The following is a 14785-nucleotide window of genomic DNA, read 5'->3' on the forward strand; positions in this document are numbered from 1 at the left end:
CGCGGGTAGAAGTGGACCTCTGGAGCAAAAGACTAGAGAAGGCTGAAGGCCTTCGATAGATTTTTGTGAAGAGGAGCTATTTCTGCATCCTCGAACCCAACTAAAATAGGATAAAAACAAAAAGCATCCCAAAAGCTAGCAGCTTGTGCCAGCTTTTGGGATGCTTTATTTTTATAGGAATAGTCGTACGCCGTTGACGATATTGAGGAGGATGACGGAGGCCGTGATGATGAGATAGGTGCGGTTGACGGCCTTGTTGGTCATGCGCTGGTTGAGGGCAGAGCCGACATAGCCTCCGATAACGGCAGCGGGGAGGATGACGAGGAGGAAGCTGCTTGAGCCAGCTGCGACACTGCCTGCCAGGACGATGCTGGTGAGCTTGGAGAGCTGGGAGAAGAAGATGGTGATGATGGAGTAGACCGTGGCCTGCTTGGTTGAGGCACCGAAGAGGGCGATGAAGAGGGCCACGTTCATGGGCCCGCCGCCGATGCCGAGCAGGGTCGAGAGGACACCCAGGGCCAGGGAGGCGAGGAAGAAGCTGAAGAGGCCAGCTAGGCGGAGCTGCTTACGGCTGGGGTCATAGGTGTACCAGATGGAGAGGCCCAGGGTGATGACGGTGATAATAATTTGAATCAACTGGACCTTGTCGGGGTTCTTGTAGAGGGACATAAGGATGTTGAAGATGGTGTCCCCTAAGCGGCCGCCGATAATGGACCCGAAGGCAATGGCGAGGAGCCGCTGCCAGGAGATCTGGAAGCCACCGCGGACTTGTTTGATGATGGAGACGATGGACATGGTGAAGACGGCGGCACTGGAGAAGAAGCCAATTACATTGAGAGGGTGGGCACCAATCGCATCTAGGGCGGGCTTGATAATGACGCCTCCCCCCATGCCGGAGACGGCTCCTACGGTATTGGCGAAGAGAATGACAATAAAATAAAGTAAATAGAGCATACAGACCTTCTTTCTATCTTAGGTGCGGGATTGGGCACAGCGGAAGCCGGTGTTGGAGGTGCTGGACAGGGCATTATTGGCGTTGCGGCCGGCGATCCGGTAGCGCTGGCAGTAGGAATGGTGGCAGAGGAAAGAGCCTCCTCTGAGGGCGAAGTCGGTGGCTCGGTCATAGCCGGCGTAGGCCTTGGCCCAATCTTCGGCTGTTCTGTCTTGGAACTGGGTCAGGGGGATGCGGCCGGGATTGCTGCACCATTCCCAGACATTACCGATCATCTGGTAGAGGCCGTAGTCGTTGGGGGCATAGGCTTTAGCAGGGGCAGTGCCGACATAGCCATCTGCAGCTGTGTTCTCGTTGGGGAAATCACCCTGCCAGACATTGGCCCAGTGCTTGCCGCCTGCTTCGAGCTCATTGCCCCAGGGATAGGTGCGCCCGTCCCGGTGGCCAGCTTGGGCAGCGTATTCCCATTCTGCTTCGCTGGGCAGGCGGAGTCCGGCCCACTGGCAATAGGCCAGGGCATCGTTGTGGGAGACGTGGACGACGGGATGGTCCATCCGCCCTTCTAGCGTTGAACCTGGGCCTTCCGGTTGCCGCCAAGAAGCACCTGGCACCTCATGCCACCAGTCGGTCCCAGCAGTCAGGGGGTATTGGTCGCGCTTGTCTTCATCGATGAGGAGGAAGAAGACATTGGACGAGCCGTAGCGTTCAGCATCGGTAACATAGGCGGTATCCAGGAAGAAAGCCTGGAAGTCCCGGTTGGTCACCGTTTGGGCACTAATGGCGAAGTCAGCCACTTCGATCTCGACGCTGGGGCCTTCCTGGTCGCGGTCGAAACCACAAGACTTCTGGTCACTCCCCATGCGGAAAGTGCCGCCTTCAATTGAAATCAGTTCATCAGACATGGAGGTCCTCCTTTTTCATGATAAGTATCTAATCTAACTATAACATATTTTCATCAGATAGCTTTTTTTAAGGCTTAAAGATCGAGAAAAGATTGACCTTGTCCCTGAATTCGCTTAAAGTTAATGTAATAGATCTTAAGGAGGATTTACCATGAAGAAACAGTGGCTCTTATTACTAACCTCGGTGGCCCTGCTCGGTGCCTGCCAACAACCGGCCGACGACAAGGCAGCTGACCAAAGCAGCGCCCAGACCGAGAAACAAGCCAAGCAAGAAGCGACCTTTAGCATCCAACCCCTAGAAGGCGAAGCTGAAACCAAGCAAGTGACCTTCCAAGAGGGCGACAAGGTGCTGGATGTCTTGAAGGCTAACTTTGATGTGGAAGAAGATAAAGGCTTTGTCAAAGCCATCAACGGCGTCAGCCAGGATGAAGACAAGCAAGCTTACTGGATGTTCTACGTTAATGGTGAGATGGCACCCAAGGGAGCTGACCAGATCGAACTCAAAGCCGGCGACAAGGTGGAATGGAAGCTAGAACAGATGCAGGCTGAATCAGAATCTGAAGCCGCTTAGGAAAATATAAACAAATTGAAAACAGGAATTTCCTCTGTCTGTGAGGAAATTCCTTTTTTATTATGGGAGGGAGTAAGGACTGGGCCAGCAAGCCTCACTCGAGGGCTTCGATTGTACCTTCACTCTCGCCAAGCCACACGCCTGCTTCCCGAATGGAGCTTGATCTTCATGCACCTTCACTTGAGGTGTATGATTGTGGATAGAGCCAGAGCAAGCCACAGATAAGCCTTTTGTTTGTGTCTTCACTCACTGGATTTAAAGTCTGACTTTTTTGACCAATAATCATTGACCTTTCTTGACCAATTTGATATAATAAGAAGTGAAGAGGGAAAGGATCCCTCGAGATGATGAAGAAAGGTGATTAATGATGAAACGTTATACAGTGACTGCAGATGTCAACAGTGAAAAATTTGGTCAAGGGACCTTGGTTGCTGAATTGAATGAAGATGATTTTATCCGCTATGCCAACCTTTCGGACCAAGAAAAATTAGACTTCTTAAAAGAAAAAGGCGCCCGCTTCCAAGTCGATGTGAAGGACTTAGAAGACAAGGACGTGGCTAACTACAGCGTCAAGGCGAGTGAAAATACCCCATCCCGTCAAAGCGCGAGTGAACAACCTCGTGTGAGCCGGAAGATGCGGGTGAATGTGAATGGTCAAGACACCGGTTGGGTTGATGTGAGCGAAGAAAACCAAGCCCAATACGATGCGATGATGGACCGCTTCAACCAAATGCATCAACGCTTCAACCAAGAATTCAATAACTTCTTCCCAAGCTTTCGCCGGGGCAACTTCCTAGACCTAGGTCGTCCCTTCTTTGAAGGCTTATCCGCTCCTGAAGGCCAAGGCCAAGACCAAACTTCAGAAGACCAAGACAAGGCTGACAAGGAAGACAGCGGGGATAACGAAAAAAATGAATAAAGGGTGTGAAGCCTGGCGTTTAGCTTGCGTTCACTGGAGTAAGTCAGCAGAGCAGTTTGAAAGACTGCGGCGGGGACTTGTGAAGTGACACGAAAGCTGCCAGATCAAACCTGACTATGAATCTTAAAGCTGGAGGCTAAGCTGCTTCCAGCTTTTTTGTCTTTTTCCAGGGAAGGGCGTATAATCATTTTAATCAATTAAGGAGGTGGCGCTTATGGCAGCATTGAAATGGTTTGCGGGCGGGCAAGATCGCCGCAAAGAAGCGATTAAATTGATTCAAGAGATAGAGGGCAAGTTAGGACCTTCCCAGCCTGCCCTCAAGCAGGTCCTAGCTGATTACTTGCTAGAATTTCAGGAGAGTGGGATCTCAGCTCCCTATATCTTGACCCGGCTCAACCTGGACTTGTCCAAGGCCTTGCGGGCAGATGGGCAAGTTATTCCCGATGACCAGGAAGCCCTCTTGAAGGAATTATCCGCCCTGTCTCAGATTCGCTATGGTTATTGATGGAATTGTTCAAGAAATTGAAAAAATTCTGTTTTAAGCCTTGATTTATAAGGGGATCTTCTTTATGATAGGTTGGGTCTAAGGAATCCTTAGATAGCAGCGCACTTTGCTTGCTGAAGCACTTTATTTTTATGTCTAGCTAAGCGACATAAAAATGGGGTGCTTTTTGCACTGAGAAAGGAGACGAATCAAATGCTAAAGAATTTTGTGCGTTATGTGAGTTTCGCTACCTTGAGTATGGTTGGGTATTCGCTCTTTGTCTTGGCGGATACCTTCTTCATTGCCCAGGGAATTGGGGGACAAGGGATTGCGGCCTTGAACCTGGTACTTCCGGTGGTCCATGTGATTTCAGGACTGGGCTGGATGTTCGGGGTAGGGGGAGCGACCCTCTTCACCATTCAGAGATCGCGCGGTCAGGTGCGTCGGGCCCAGGAGATTTTTTCGTTGACTAGCTTAGTGGCCGCTCTATTAAGTTTTTTCATTGTGGCTATTTGCTTCTTTTTCCGTGATCCCTTACTTCAGGCTTTAGGGGCATCCGGTGAACTTTATCACTGGGCCAGGGATTATTTTGCGGTCTACACCCTCTTTACCCCGGCCTTTATCCTAAACTTTGTCATGGTGTCCTTCTTGCGCAATGATGGGGCGCCCCGCTTAGCTAGTATTGCCTTCCTAGCAGGGGGCCTAGCGAATATTGTCCTCGATTACATCTTTATCTTCCCTCTCCAATGGGGCTTGGCAGGGGCAGCTTTGGCGACCTGCTTCTCGCCGATTCTCTCTTTGGTCTTAGCAGTCGGCCACCTACGCCGGGAAGATAGTCAGCTGAAATTTCGTCGCTTCCGCTTCCAATGGCGAGAGCTGGCTTCTGTTGTGGCGAATGGCTTGTCTTCCTTTATGAATGAGTTCTCCTCGGCTGTAGTCATGTTCGCCTTCAACCAGGTCTTATTGAATCTGGCGGGCGATTTGGGCGTAACGGCCTATGCCATTATCGCTAACTTGAACATCATCATTATTGCTATCCTAACAGGGATTGGTCAGGGCTTCCAACCCCTGGTCAGCCAGTTCTATGGGGCGCGTGATGACCGCAATGTTCAGGCTGTCTTCCGTCTGGCCCTAGTGACCTATCTGGTGTTTGGCGGCCTCTGCTTAGTCATTGGTCAAGTGGGGGCGGGCTCTCTAGTCAGCATCTTTAATAGCCAGGCAGATCCGGCCCTAGCCTCCATGGCCAGTTCAGGTTTGCGACTCTACTTCCTATCTTATCCGCTGACTGCCGTGAATTTCTTTGTGATCTATTATGCGGTAGCTGTCAACGCCCCGCGCTCGTCCATGGTCGTTTCTCTGTTAAGAGGACTGGTCTTGATTGTGCCTTATCTCTTAGTGATGAGTCGGATTTGGGACCTGACCGGCGTTTGGCTGACCATGACCGCTGTAGAAGCTAGTACAGCCCTCATATCCCTCGCCCTGATCATCTACTATTACCGCCGCCTGACAGGTGAACAAAACATCAAAATCTTCCGCCGGTTAAGAAGAAGGGTGTGAGCAAAGGCGTTCAGAAAGGAATGACTGGAGGCAAAGTGGATAAGAGCAGCTTTAGCTGCTCGCTCCACTTTGCTGAAGTCACTTCCCTTCTGCCTTTGCGAACCCGACTACACAGGGTGTGAGGGAGCGCGGGTAGAAGTGGACCTCTGGAGCAAAAGACCGGAGAAGTCGAGAGACTTCGCAGGGATTTTGTGAAGAGGAGCCAGTTCTGCGCGACCGAACCCGACTAAGAAGGGTGTGAGGGCTGGCGATTAGCTTTCCTTCACTGGAGCAAGTCACCAGAGCAGTCTGGAAGACTGCGGCGAAGACTTGTGAAGTGAGTGGAAAGTTGCCAGACCGAACCCGACTAAGAAGGGTGTGAAGGCTGGCGGGAGAAATAGACCTCTGGAGCAAATAGCCAGAGAAGACTGAAGGTCTTCGGCGGATATTTGCGAAGAGGAGCTATTTCTGCCAGCCTGAACCTGACTGTAGGGTGTGAGAGGATGCGCTCAACTTTTAATCAGGAGCTCTGAGTGTGAGTTGCTTATGCTCAACTTTCAATCGGAGGGTCTCAGTCTAGGTGACCAAGGCGGCTTCAGCTGCTCTTATCCAACATTTACCTTCACCAAAGAAGCTAGATCCGCTCTAGCTTCTTTTATTATGGGCTTCTTCCCTTGGTGGAAGGGTTTTCTTTAGGTATAATAGGAGTGACACATAGCTGAGAAATGGAGGAGACAAGATGGCAGAATTTAAAGAAGATGCGGCCGCCTTGCTGGAGGCAATTGGCGGTCAAGATAATGTGGCAGCGGTGACCCACTGTGCGACTCGGATGCGTTTCGCTTTGGAAGATCCCGGCAAGGCGGATGTTGACCGGATTGAGAGCTTGCCTTCAGTTAAGGGGACATTTACCCAAGCGGGGCAATTCCAAGTGATTATTGGCAACAAGGTGTCGGATTTCTACCAAGAATTTGAAGCGGTATCGGGTTTGGAAGGAACGAGTAAAGACCAGGTGAAAGCTCAAGCCAAGGGCAATCAGTCCGCCTTCCAGCGGGGCCTAGCCTTTATGGCGGAGGTCTTTGCACCAATTATTCCAGCCTTTATTGTCGGGGGGTTGATCTTAGGCTTTAGGAACTTATTGAGTGGGATTCCCTTAGATATGCTGGATGGTCAGACCCTAGTGGAAGCTTCGACTTTTTGGGCAGGTTTGAATGACTTTCTCTGGCTGCCTAGTGAGGCCATCTTCCACTTCCTACCGGTCGGCATTACCTGGTCCGTGGTGAAGAAGATGGGCGGAACCCAGATTCTGGGGATTATCTTAGGGATTACCCTGGTCTCTGGTCAGTTGCTGAATGCCTATGATGCGCCGGCCGCTATCCTCAATGGAGAGGTGCCGGTCTGGGACTTCGGTTTCTTTACTTTGGATAAGATTGGCTACCAGGGTCAGGTCTTACCGGCTCTCTTCGCTGGTTTGACGCTGGGCTACTTGGAGCGTTTCTTCCGCAAGCACGTGCCGGAGTACCTGTCGATGATCCTGGTTCCCTTCTTGGCCCTCTTCCCTTCGATTATCCTGGCCCATACCGTGCTAGGGCCGGTGGGTTGGCGGATTGGGACCTGGATTGGGTCGATTGTTTACGCCGGTCTGACTTCAGGTCTAAGTTGGCTCTTCGGGGCGGTCTTTGGAGCCCTCTATGCGCCCCTAGTGGTGACGGGCCTCCACCACATGTCCAATGCCGTCGACGCCCAGTTGATCGCAGACTACCAGGGAACGGGGCTCTGGCCCATGATTGCCCTCTCGAATATTGCCCAGGGTTCTGCGGTGCTTGCCGTATGGTGGATGACCCGCCATGATGAAGAGGAATCCCAGGTTACCATTCCAGCCGCTATCTCAGCCTATCTCGGCGTAACAGAACCTGCTCTCTTCGGGATCAATCTCAAGTACATGTACCCCTTGGTGGCCGGGATGATCGGCTCTGCCTTGGCAGGGCTCCTATCCACGGCGACCAAGGTAACTGCTAATTCCATTGGGATTGGTGGCTTGCCTGGCTTCTTAGTGATCCAGGTTCCCTCAATGGCTTGGTTCTTCCTAGCCATGCTGATTGCCCTAGTTGTGCCTTTTGTCCTGACTATTCTCTTTAGGAAGATGGGTTTCTTGGTCAAGGACGGTCAGGGTCAAAAGGAAGCAGTCAGCCAAGAAAATTCTGACCAAGTAGATCAAACGGCACCGACACCGGCTAAGGCTGAAACAGCTAAGGAAACAATAGCCAGCGTCGCCAACGGTAAGGCTAAAGCCATTACGGCCGTTGATGATGAGGTCTTCTCTCAGCAGATGATGGGGGATGGTTTTGCGGTGGAACCCACGGATGGCCGGGTAGTTTCTCCCGTAGCCGGCAAAGTGACGAGTGTCTTTCCTACTAAGCATGCGATTGGTTTAGAAACAGATTCAGGCGTTGAAGTGCTTATCCATATGGGCTTGGATACGGTTGACTTGGAGGGAGAACCCTTTACCATTGAGGTGCCAACAGGTCAGGCGGTTGACATAGGGACAGAGCTAGCCGAAATGGACCTGGAAGCCATTCGGGCAGCAGGTAAAGGAACAGATATTGTGGTTGTCTTTACAGAGGCAGACCAATATGATGCGCTGGACTTTAACTTTGACCAGGTGGACCAAGCAGGCCAGCGTGTCGGCTATTTGATTAAGTAATCGAAAGGAGTTCCTGTAATGAATTTTCGTGAGATGACGGTTTACCAGATCTACCCCAAGTCTTTCCAGGATAGTGATGGAGACGGCTTCGGAGACTTGCGTGGGATTATCCGACGCTTGGACTATTTGGCTAAATTGGGGGTGGATATGCTTTGGTTGAGTCCGATCTACCCCTCACCTCAGAATGATAATGGCTATGATGTGAGGGATTACCGGGCTATCGACCCGCGCTTTGGGACGATGGAGGATTTTGAGGACTTGGTTCAGGAAGCAGACAGGCGTGGCATGGGCTTGATGATGGATATGGTCTTTAACCATACGTCAACTGACCATGAATGGTTCCAGAAGGCCTTGGCGGGGGACGCAACCTACCAGGACTACTATATCCTTCGCGAGCCCAAGGCCGATGGGAGCCTACCGACCAACTGGCAGTCTAAGTTTGGTGGCCCAGCCTGGGAGTCTTTTGGCGATTCCGGCCTTTACTACCTCCACCTTTATGATGTTAGCCAGGCCGACCTCAACTGGCACAATCCTGCTGTTCGTAAAGAATGTCAGGCCATTTGTAATTTCTGGCTGGAGAAGGGAGTGCGGGGCTTCCGCTTCGATGTCCTCAATGTGATCGGTAAGGATCCGGTCTTAGTCGATGGGTCCGGCGATGGAGGCAGCGAGGAGAAGGCCCTCTATACCGATACCCCGCGTGTCCACGACTGGGTGCGCCAGCTGAACCAGGCCAGCTTTGGTCAGCGCGAGGATACGGTGACCGTGGGGGAAATGTCTTCGACCTCTATTGCTGAGGGAGTCAAGTATACCAATCCGGACCGAGATGAATTGGATATGATCTTCAACTTCCACCATCTCAAGGTAGACTATCCCGAGGGTGAGAAGTGGGCCCAGGATGACTTTGACTTCCTAGAGTTGAAGCGGATCCTCAATGACTGGCAGGAAGGAATGGCTGCGGGGGGCGGTTGGAATGCTCTCTTCTTGAGTAACCACGACCAACCCCGCCAGCTCAGCCGCTTCGGTGATCCAAAGCACTACCCTTATGAATCGGCAACCATGCTGGCCCAGACCATTCACCTGATGCGAGGTACCCCCTATATCTACCAGGGTGAAGAGATTGGTATGACCAATGCCAACTTCCAGTCGATCGAAGACTACCAGGATGTGGAGACCCACAATGCCTACCAGAGCCTCTTGGAAGCTGGCAAGGATCAAGCTGAAGCCCTGGCCATTATCCAAGACAAGTCACGGGATAATGGCCGGACCCCTATGCAGTGGGAAACCGGCGACCAAGCAGGCTTCACGACGGGGACGCCCTGGCTGGCAGTTAATGCGAACCATGACCAGGTGAATGCCCAGTCGGAATTGAGCCAGCGTATTTTTGCCTACTACCAGGACTTGATCCAGCTGCGGAAGACAGAGCCGCTAATTAGTCAAGGTGACTACGAGGGGCTCTTTCTTGACCATCCTCGAGTCATGGCCTACCGCCGCCGCTATGGCGACCAGGAGCTCTTGGTACTGTCTAATTTCTATGGCGACCCTGTGACGCTGGACCTCAGTGAACTAGGCTGGCAGGCTGACGCTAAGAAAGTTATAGGCAACGGCCCCTTGACGGAGCTCTCAGACCAGCTAGAAGTCGCCCCTTATGAAACCGTCGCCTTCCGTTATCAGAAGAAAGGTTAAATATTTTTTAGAATTTCCTAAAGAAGTATTGACGTCTCCCTGAATACCTGCTATACTATAGTCAAGTTAAACAAATCGCTTGGCACCGACCAAGCATAGCATGCCAGTTGTTCCAACTGGCACAGCTAGCGACTATGCGCTAGCACCACGGGAAATTAAGCGAGCAAGAACGCCCAGAGCCAACTTGCATCGCTTTTTTTGATGTTTAGGGTGTGAGGGCTGGCGGGAGAAAGAGATCTCTGGAGCAAAGAACCAGAGAAGAGTGAAGGTCTTCGGCGGATCTTTGCGAAGAGGAGCTATTTCTGCCAGCCCGAACCCGACTATAACAGGGTGTGAAGGCCGGCGCTTAGCCGGTTTTCCATTTGCACTCAGAGACTTTGCGTGCAAATGGAGAACTACGAGTTACGGAAGTTGCCCAAAGCTGTCGAATCGAATTCATTTAGAAGAGTCATTCTCTTTTAACTAGCAGTCAGGATTCAGCATTAAAAAAGAAAAAAGACGAGCCCTCTAAAAAGAGCTCGTCTTTTGCTTTGCGCTAAAAATAGTTTGAGTTACAGTCTACGCAGTCGGGTCCGCAATTGCTTATACCCTTATTTGCTTTCCAAGATCACTTGGCTATCGAATTTGCCAGCTGTCATGGAAACAATTTCTGCTTTGTCTGGATCGTTTGGTTGGTCACGTTTATCGGATGCTTCCCAAGCGGCCCAGGCGTCTTTGTTTTCCCAGCGGCCGATAACGAAGATGACGTCTTTACCGTCTTCTTGTTCTTCGCCTTTGAGGACAGACATGTCGACGAAACCATCTTGTTCGGTAATGATTTCACGGTCGCCTAATTTCTTGATCACATCTTCAGTGTGTTCTGCTTCAGTAGTAATTTTTTGTAAAATAACAAACATTTAGCATCCTCCTCTGTTTAATCTAAATCTAGCATAACAAGAATCGCGACCAATAACAAAAGTTACGCTCAAGTCTCCTTGTTTTCTGCCAATTCATTGTTTCGAAAAGCTATTGCAGAAGAAAAAGACCCAAACGCTTATCAGCGCTGGGTCTTCGTTAGAATTTTAATTATGCATGCGGAATACGGATCCGCTTAGTCTTCATCCCGGTTAACATAGTCGGTAACGGCGCCGCGGTCGGCAGAGGTGACGTTGTGGGCATACTTACCGAGTGCACCTTTCTTGAGAAGTTCTGGGAGGACCAGTTTTTCCCGACGTTTGGCTAATTCTTCGTCGTTGACTTCGAGGGTGATGGACCGGCTTGGCACGTCGATGGTGACGGTGTCGCCTTCTTCAACCAGGGCGATGGTTCCGCCGACAATGGCTTCAGGCGCGATGTGGCCGATAACCAGACCGTGTGAACCACCAGAGAAGCGGCCATCAGTCAAGAGGGCAACGGATTCACCTAGGCCTTCACCCACCAGGATAGAGGAGAGGGAAAGCATTTCAGGCATACCTGGTCCACCTTTAGGTCCTACATAGCGGACGATAACAACGTCGCCTGGGACAATTTCTTGCCGGGTCGCTGCTTCAACCGCATCGTCTTCTGTGTTGAAGACGCGGGCAGGGCCGGAATGGTGCATGACCTTGAGCCCAGAAAGTTTGGACACACAGCCTTTTTCAGCCAAGTTACCGCGCAGGATGATCAATGGACCGTCTTCGCGTTTAGGCGCAGAAAGCGGCATGATGACGTCTTGGCCCTCGCTCAGACCTGGCATTTCTGCCAAGTTTTCGGCCAGGGTCTTACCTGTAACCGTCAGGCAGTCGCCGTGGAGGTAGCCCTCTTCTAGCAAGTATTTCATCACCGCTGGGACGCCGCCGACTTTGTAGAGGTCATTGAAGACATAGCGGCCGGAAGGTTTGAGGTCAGCTAAGTGAGGCACCTTCTTCTGGATGCGTTCGAAGTCTTCCAGAGTCACGTCGACTTCCACCGCATGGGCAATAGCCAGCAAGTGAAGGATGGCGTTCGTTGACCCACCCAGAGCCATCACCAAAGTAATAGCATTTTCAAAGGCTTCCTTGGTCATGATATCTTTAGGGTAGATTCGTTTCTCGATGAGCTTGCAGACAGCTTCACCAGCTGCCCGGGAGTCGTCATGTTTTTCTTGGCTGACGGCAGGGTGGCTGGAGCTGCCGGGTAGGGACATACCTAATGCTTCGGCTGCTGAGGCCATGGTATTAGCGGTATACATCCCACCGCAAGACCCGGCGCCAGGGCAGGCATTTAATTCAACATCGCGAAAACGGTCGTATTCGATGGTTCCAGCGGCGTATTGGCCAACTGCTTCAAAGGCGGACACAATATCAATGTCCTGGCCTTCACGGTCTTGGCCAGGCAAAATCGTTCCGCCATAAACGAAGACAGCTGGTAGTCCGGTGTTGGCAATCCCAATCAAACAGCCGGGTATGTTCTTATCGCAGCCCCCGAAGGCCACAACCCCGTCCATGTTTTCACCGTTGACTACGGTTTCAATGGAGTCGGCGATTAAGTCACGGGAAGGCAGGGAAAAGCGCATCCCCTGGGTCCCCATGGAAATCCCGTCAGAGATCGTAATGGTGTGGAATTCGAAGGGATGGTAGCCGTAGTCCTTGATAGCTTGGATGGTTTCATCCGCCAGGTCCCCCATATGCATGTTACAAGGGGTAATATCGCTCTCAGTATTGGCAACCCCAATTTTTGGTTTCTTGAAGGTTTCATCGGTTAAGCCTACCGCCCGCATCATCGCCCGGTTCGGCATTCGTACGTCTGGATCGTAGACTTGACTTTGGATCCGATAATCTTTTTCTTGATCTGCCATCATGACACTCCCTATCTTAGTAATGTGAATATTATGAATCATTATAAGTTATTAAAAATAATAGCACAAAGTTAAACTAAAAGCAAAACAATCTAAGTATTGTCTCATTTTATACTCATCAAAAACAATTCTAATCTAGACGACTTTGAAAGAATGGATGGGAAAGATCTATACTTAAGCTTCCCCTAAGATTGTCAGGGGAGATTGCGCTGCTTTGTGGGGGTTTGCTATAATAAGCATGCATGGTAAGAAGTGGAAGTTAAGGAGCGTACGGTTAACGATGAAGATTCTAATCACAACTGACTTATATCAGCCTGCTGTTAATGGCGTGGTGTCTTCTTTAATGACTTTGCGCGAAGAATTGATGGGGCGGGGCCACGATGTCCGGATCCTGACCCTAGGTGACAAGCAGGCTATTGCCAAGGAGTCGGGCGTTTATTACTTGAATTCCATCAAGGTGGGGAAGATCTACCCCGGCGCCCGCATCAGCCTGCCCATCAACCACAGTATTATACGGGAGATCATTGACTGGGCTCCAGATATTATCCATACCCAGTGTGAATTTTCGACTTTTCACGCGGCTCGGACCATTGCCAAGGCCCTGGATATTCCCATTGTCCATACCTACCACACGGTTTATGAAGACTATACCCATTATTTCTCCCCCAGCAAGGCGACAGGGAAGAAGATTGTTTCGGTGGTCTCCTACCTGACCTTGCGCGCGACCGATGCGGTGATTACGCCCAGTAAGAAGGTGGAGCGGCTCCTGCGCGATTATGGCGTTGACCAGACCATCGAAATTATTCCGACGGGGATCAAGCTGGCCCGCTTCCAACAGGCCTTCCCGGAAGAAGAAATAAAGGCGCAGAAAAGGGCTCTGGGACTGAGCGATGACCAGCTCGTCTTGGTCTCCATCGGGCGGCTGGCCAAGGAGAAGAACCTCCAAGAAATCATTGCTTATCTTGCCCGCTTACAGCGGCCGGATCTCCGCCTGCTTGTGGTGGGCGACGGCCCCTACCGCAGCAACTTAGAAGCTGAAGTGACTCGTTATCACTTAGAGGACCAGGTTATCTTCACCGGTAAGGTCGCCCAAGAAGAGGTCGCCCGCTACTACCAGCTCGGGGATATCTTTGTCAGTGGCTCGACCAGTGAAACCCAGGGCCTGACCTATATCGAGGCCCTGGCTTCCGGTCGGCCCGCCCTCTGCCGCGCCGACGATTGCCTAGAGGCGGTCCTAATTGACGGCTACAATGGCTACCAGTACCACGATTTCGACGAATTTGCGTCCTATTTAGACCGCTTGCAAGAACAAGGTACTCGACGTCGCTTAGGCAGCCGGGCCGCCAACTATGTCCAACAGAATTTCTCCTCCAAGGTCTTTGGCCTCTTGGTGGAATCCGTCTACCAGCAAGTCCTAAACAAGCGCCAATTCGCTAAAAATCAAGAATCTCGAGCAGATAAATCATAGAATGAAACAAGGCCCTCCTAAGCATCTGAGTTAAGATCTTTGGGAGGGCCTTTTTGTTTTGTTCAGAGTGTATGCGGCGTGTGACTTGCTTTTGTGTGGCTCGTTAGCAAGTAGGGGCATGTCAACTTGTTTTTGGCGAGTCCCTTAGCAAGTCAGCTCATTAAATTGAAATAATGGCACACAAAAAGGCCATAATAATCTATGCTTAAATTGCTGTAAAAAGTGATGCTTTGGCATCGAAAGGAGAATTATTATGGCCCAATTAAATTCTACAATAAATCTTGAGGGAATGAAAGTGTTAACCCTCATGCCCTGTATGGAATAGATATCATAACTGACTTTTGGAGCAGATGTTTAAAAAGGAGCTGGGGCTTTTGTCCAAGCCCCCAATTGCTGCCTTCGAGTGGGTGTTGGGGTTGGTCAACCCTCACTTGCGGGTCTCGATTGTGTGTTGTAGCTTCCTAAGCCTCATTCTGATGTCTTTAGTGTGGGTTAGAGTGTATCAATCCCCACTCGGGCATTTTCTCTGTGGGTTAGAGCTTGCCAACCCACAGTCTAGGCCTCTGAGTCCATGTTGACCTTGCTAATTTTTGATCTACTAACCGAAGTGTAGAGTTTTTTTGATTTTTTAGTTAAAAAGGAAAACAAGCTAGGCCGAAGCCTAGCTTGTTGAATAATTGTATGGAAATATCAGCTATCTATAGAGAGGTCCACTTCTTACCGCGTGCCCTCACACCCTTTAGTCGGGTTCGACTTGGCAGACTCGGAGTGATTT

At 50.9% G+C, this 14785-nt stretch carries 11 protein-coding genes; 7 read left to right on the forward strand and 4 right to left on the reverse strand.

Going from position 1 to position 14785, the window contains the following annotated elements; genetic code table 11:
- Nucleotides 1–171 precede the first annotated feature (171 nt).
- Together HMPREF2626_RS04445 and HMPREF2626_RS04450 are read right to left on the reverse strand one after the other, a co-directional pair.
- Nucleotides 172–954: a sulfite exporter TauE/SafE family protein gene (locus tag HMPREF2626_RS04445; RefSeq protein ID WP_070618006.1), complete on the reverse strand. Its 783-nt coding sequence runs from the start codon at nt 952–954 to the stop codon at nt 172–174.
- A gap of 18 nt (nt 955–972) precedes the next feature.
- A complete protein-coding gene (locus HMPREF2626_RS04450; protein WP_210382789.1) occupies nt 973–1854 on the reverse strand; it encodes a formylglycine-generating enzyme family protein in 882 nt (293 codons plus the stop codon).
- A 151-nt stretch (nt 1855–2005) separates the two neighbouring features.
- Between HMPREF2626_RS04450 and HMPREF2626_RS04455 the strand changes: the two genes are divergently transcribed.
- From HMPREF2626_RS04455 to treC, 6 genes are all read left to right on the forward strand, one after another.
- On the forward strand, nt 2006–2425 hold the full coding sequence (locus HMPREF2626_RS04455; RefSeq protein ID WP_070618008.1) for a DUF4430 domain-containing protein: 420 nt from the start codon (nt 2006–2008) through the stop codon (nt 2423–2425).
- Nucleotides 2426–2789: 364 nt separating this feature from the next.
- Nucleotides 2790–3344, forward strand: coding sequence for a hypothetical protein (locus tag HMPREF2626_RS04460; RefSeq protein ID WP_070618011.1), 555 nt, complete (start codon nt 2790–2792; stop codon nt 3342–3344).
- 214 nt (nt 3345–3558) lie between these two features.
- On the forward strand, nt 3559–3849 hold the full coding sequence (locus tag HMPREF2626_RS04465; RefSeq protein WP_070618015.1) for a bacteriocin immunity family protein: 291 nt from the start codon (nt 3559–3561) through the stop codon (nt 3847–3849).
- A 192-nt stretch (nt 3850–4041) separates the two neighbouring features.
- Nucleotides 4042–5385: an MATE family efflux transporter gene (locus tag HMPREF2626_RS04470; protein ID WP_070618018.1), complete on the forward strand. Its 1344-nt coding sequence runs from the start codon at nt 4042–4044 to the stop codon at nt 5383–5385.
- A 718-nt stretch (nt 5386–6103) separates the two neighbouring features.
- On the forward strand, nt 6104–8065 hold the full coding sequence (treP, locus tag HMPREF2626_RS04475; protein ID WP_070618022.1) for a PTS system trehalose-specific EIIBC component: 1962 nt from the start codon (nt 6104–6106) through the stop codon (nt 8063–8065).
- Nucleotides 8066–8083: 18 nt separating this feature from the next.
- Complete coding sequence (gene treC / locus HMPREF2626_RS04480; RefSeq protein WP_070618025.1) at nt 8084–9748, forward strand: alpha,alpha-phosphotrehalase; 1665 nt, start codon at nt 8084–8086, stop codon at nt 9746–9748.
- A 590-nt stretch (nt 9749–10338) separates the two neighbouring features.
- On the opposite strand, the gene HMPREF2626_RS04485 is transcribed toward treC, so the two are convergent.
- Together HMPREF2626_RS04485 and ilvD are read right to left on the reverse strand one after the other, a co-directional pair.
- Complete coding sequence (locus HMPREF2626_RS04485; RefSeq protein WP_070618028.1) at nt 10339–10644, reverse strand: antibiotic biosynthesis monooxygenase family protein; 306 nt, start codon at nt 10642–10644, stop codon at nt 10339–10341.
- Nucleotides 10645–10838: 194 nt separating this feature from the next.
- Complete coding sequence (gene ilvD, locus HMPREF2626_RS04490; protein ID WP_210382790.1) at nt 10839–12542, reverse strand: dihydroxy-acid dehydratase; 1704 nt, start codon at nt 12540–12542, stop codon at nt 10839–10841.
- A gap of 280 nt (nt 12543–12822) precedes the next feature.
- Here ilvD and HMPREF2626_RS04495 point away from each other — a divergent pair, with 280 nt between their 5' ends.
- Nucleotides 12823–14010 carry a glycosyltransferase family 4 protein gene (locus HMPREF2626_RS04495; protein ID WP_070618034.1) on the forward strand — a complete coding sequence of 396 codons (1188 nt, stop codon included), beginning with the start codon at nt 12823–12825 and terminating at the stop codon, nt 14008–14010.
- Nucleotides 14011–14785 lie beyond the last annotated feature (775 nt).

The organism is Aerococcus sp. HMSC062A02 (genome assembly GCF_001809535.1).
Classification (GTDB): domain Bacteria; phylum Bacillota; class Bacilli; order Lactobacillales; family Aerococcaceae; genus Aerococcus.

What these genes read in the sequence shown, in the direction of transcription:
- HMPREF2626_RS04445 (WP_070618006.1), bottom strand. Translation starts at nt 954, where the DNA reads ATGCTCTATTTACTTTATTTTATTGTCATTCTCTTCGCCAATACCGTA.
- HMPREF2626_RS04450 (WP_210382789.1), bottom strand. Translation starts at nt 1,854, where the DNA reads ATGTCTGATGAACTGATTTCAATTGAAGGCGGCACTTTCCGCATGGGG.
- HMPREF2626_RS04455 (WP_070618008.1), top strand. Translation starts at nt 2,006, where the DNA reads ATGAAGAAACAGTGGCTCTTATTACTAACCTCGGTGGCCCTGCTCGGT.
- HMPREF2626_RS04460 (WP_070618011.1), top strand. Translation starts at nt 2,790, where the DNA reads ATGATGAAACGTTATACAGTGACTGCAGATGTCAACAGTGAAAAATTT.
- HMPREF2626_RS04465 (WP_070618015.1), top strand. Translation starts at nt 3,559, where the DNA reads ATGGCAGCATTGAAATGGTTTGCGGGCGGGCAAGATCGCCGCAAAGAA.
- HMPREF2626_RS04470 (WP_070618018.1), top strand. Translation starts at nt 4,042, where the DNA reads ATGCTAAAGAATTTTGTGCGTTATGTGAGTTTCGCTACCTTGAGTATG.
- treP (WP_070618022.1), top strand. Translation starts at nt 6,104, where the DNA reads ATGGCAGAATTTAAAGAAGATGCGGCCGCCTTGCTGGAGGCAATTGGC.
- treC (WP_070618025.1), top strand. Translation starts at nt 8,084, where the DNA reads ATGAATTTTCGTGAGATGACGGTTTACCAGATCTACCCCAAGTCTTTC.
- HMPREF2626_RS04485 (WP_070618028.1), bottom strand. Translation starts at nt 10,644, where the DNA reads ATGTTTGTTATTTTACAAAAAATTACTACTGAAGCAGAACACACTGAA.
- ilvD (WP_210382790.1), bottom strand. Translation starts at nt 12,542, where the DNA reads ATGGCAGATCAAGAAAAAGATTATCGGATCCAAAGTCAAGTCTACGAT.
- HMPREF2626_RS04495 (WP_070618034.1), top strand. Translation starts at nt 12,823, where the DNA reads ATGAAGATTCTAATCACAACTGACTTATATCAGCCTGCTGTTAATGGC.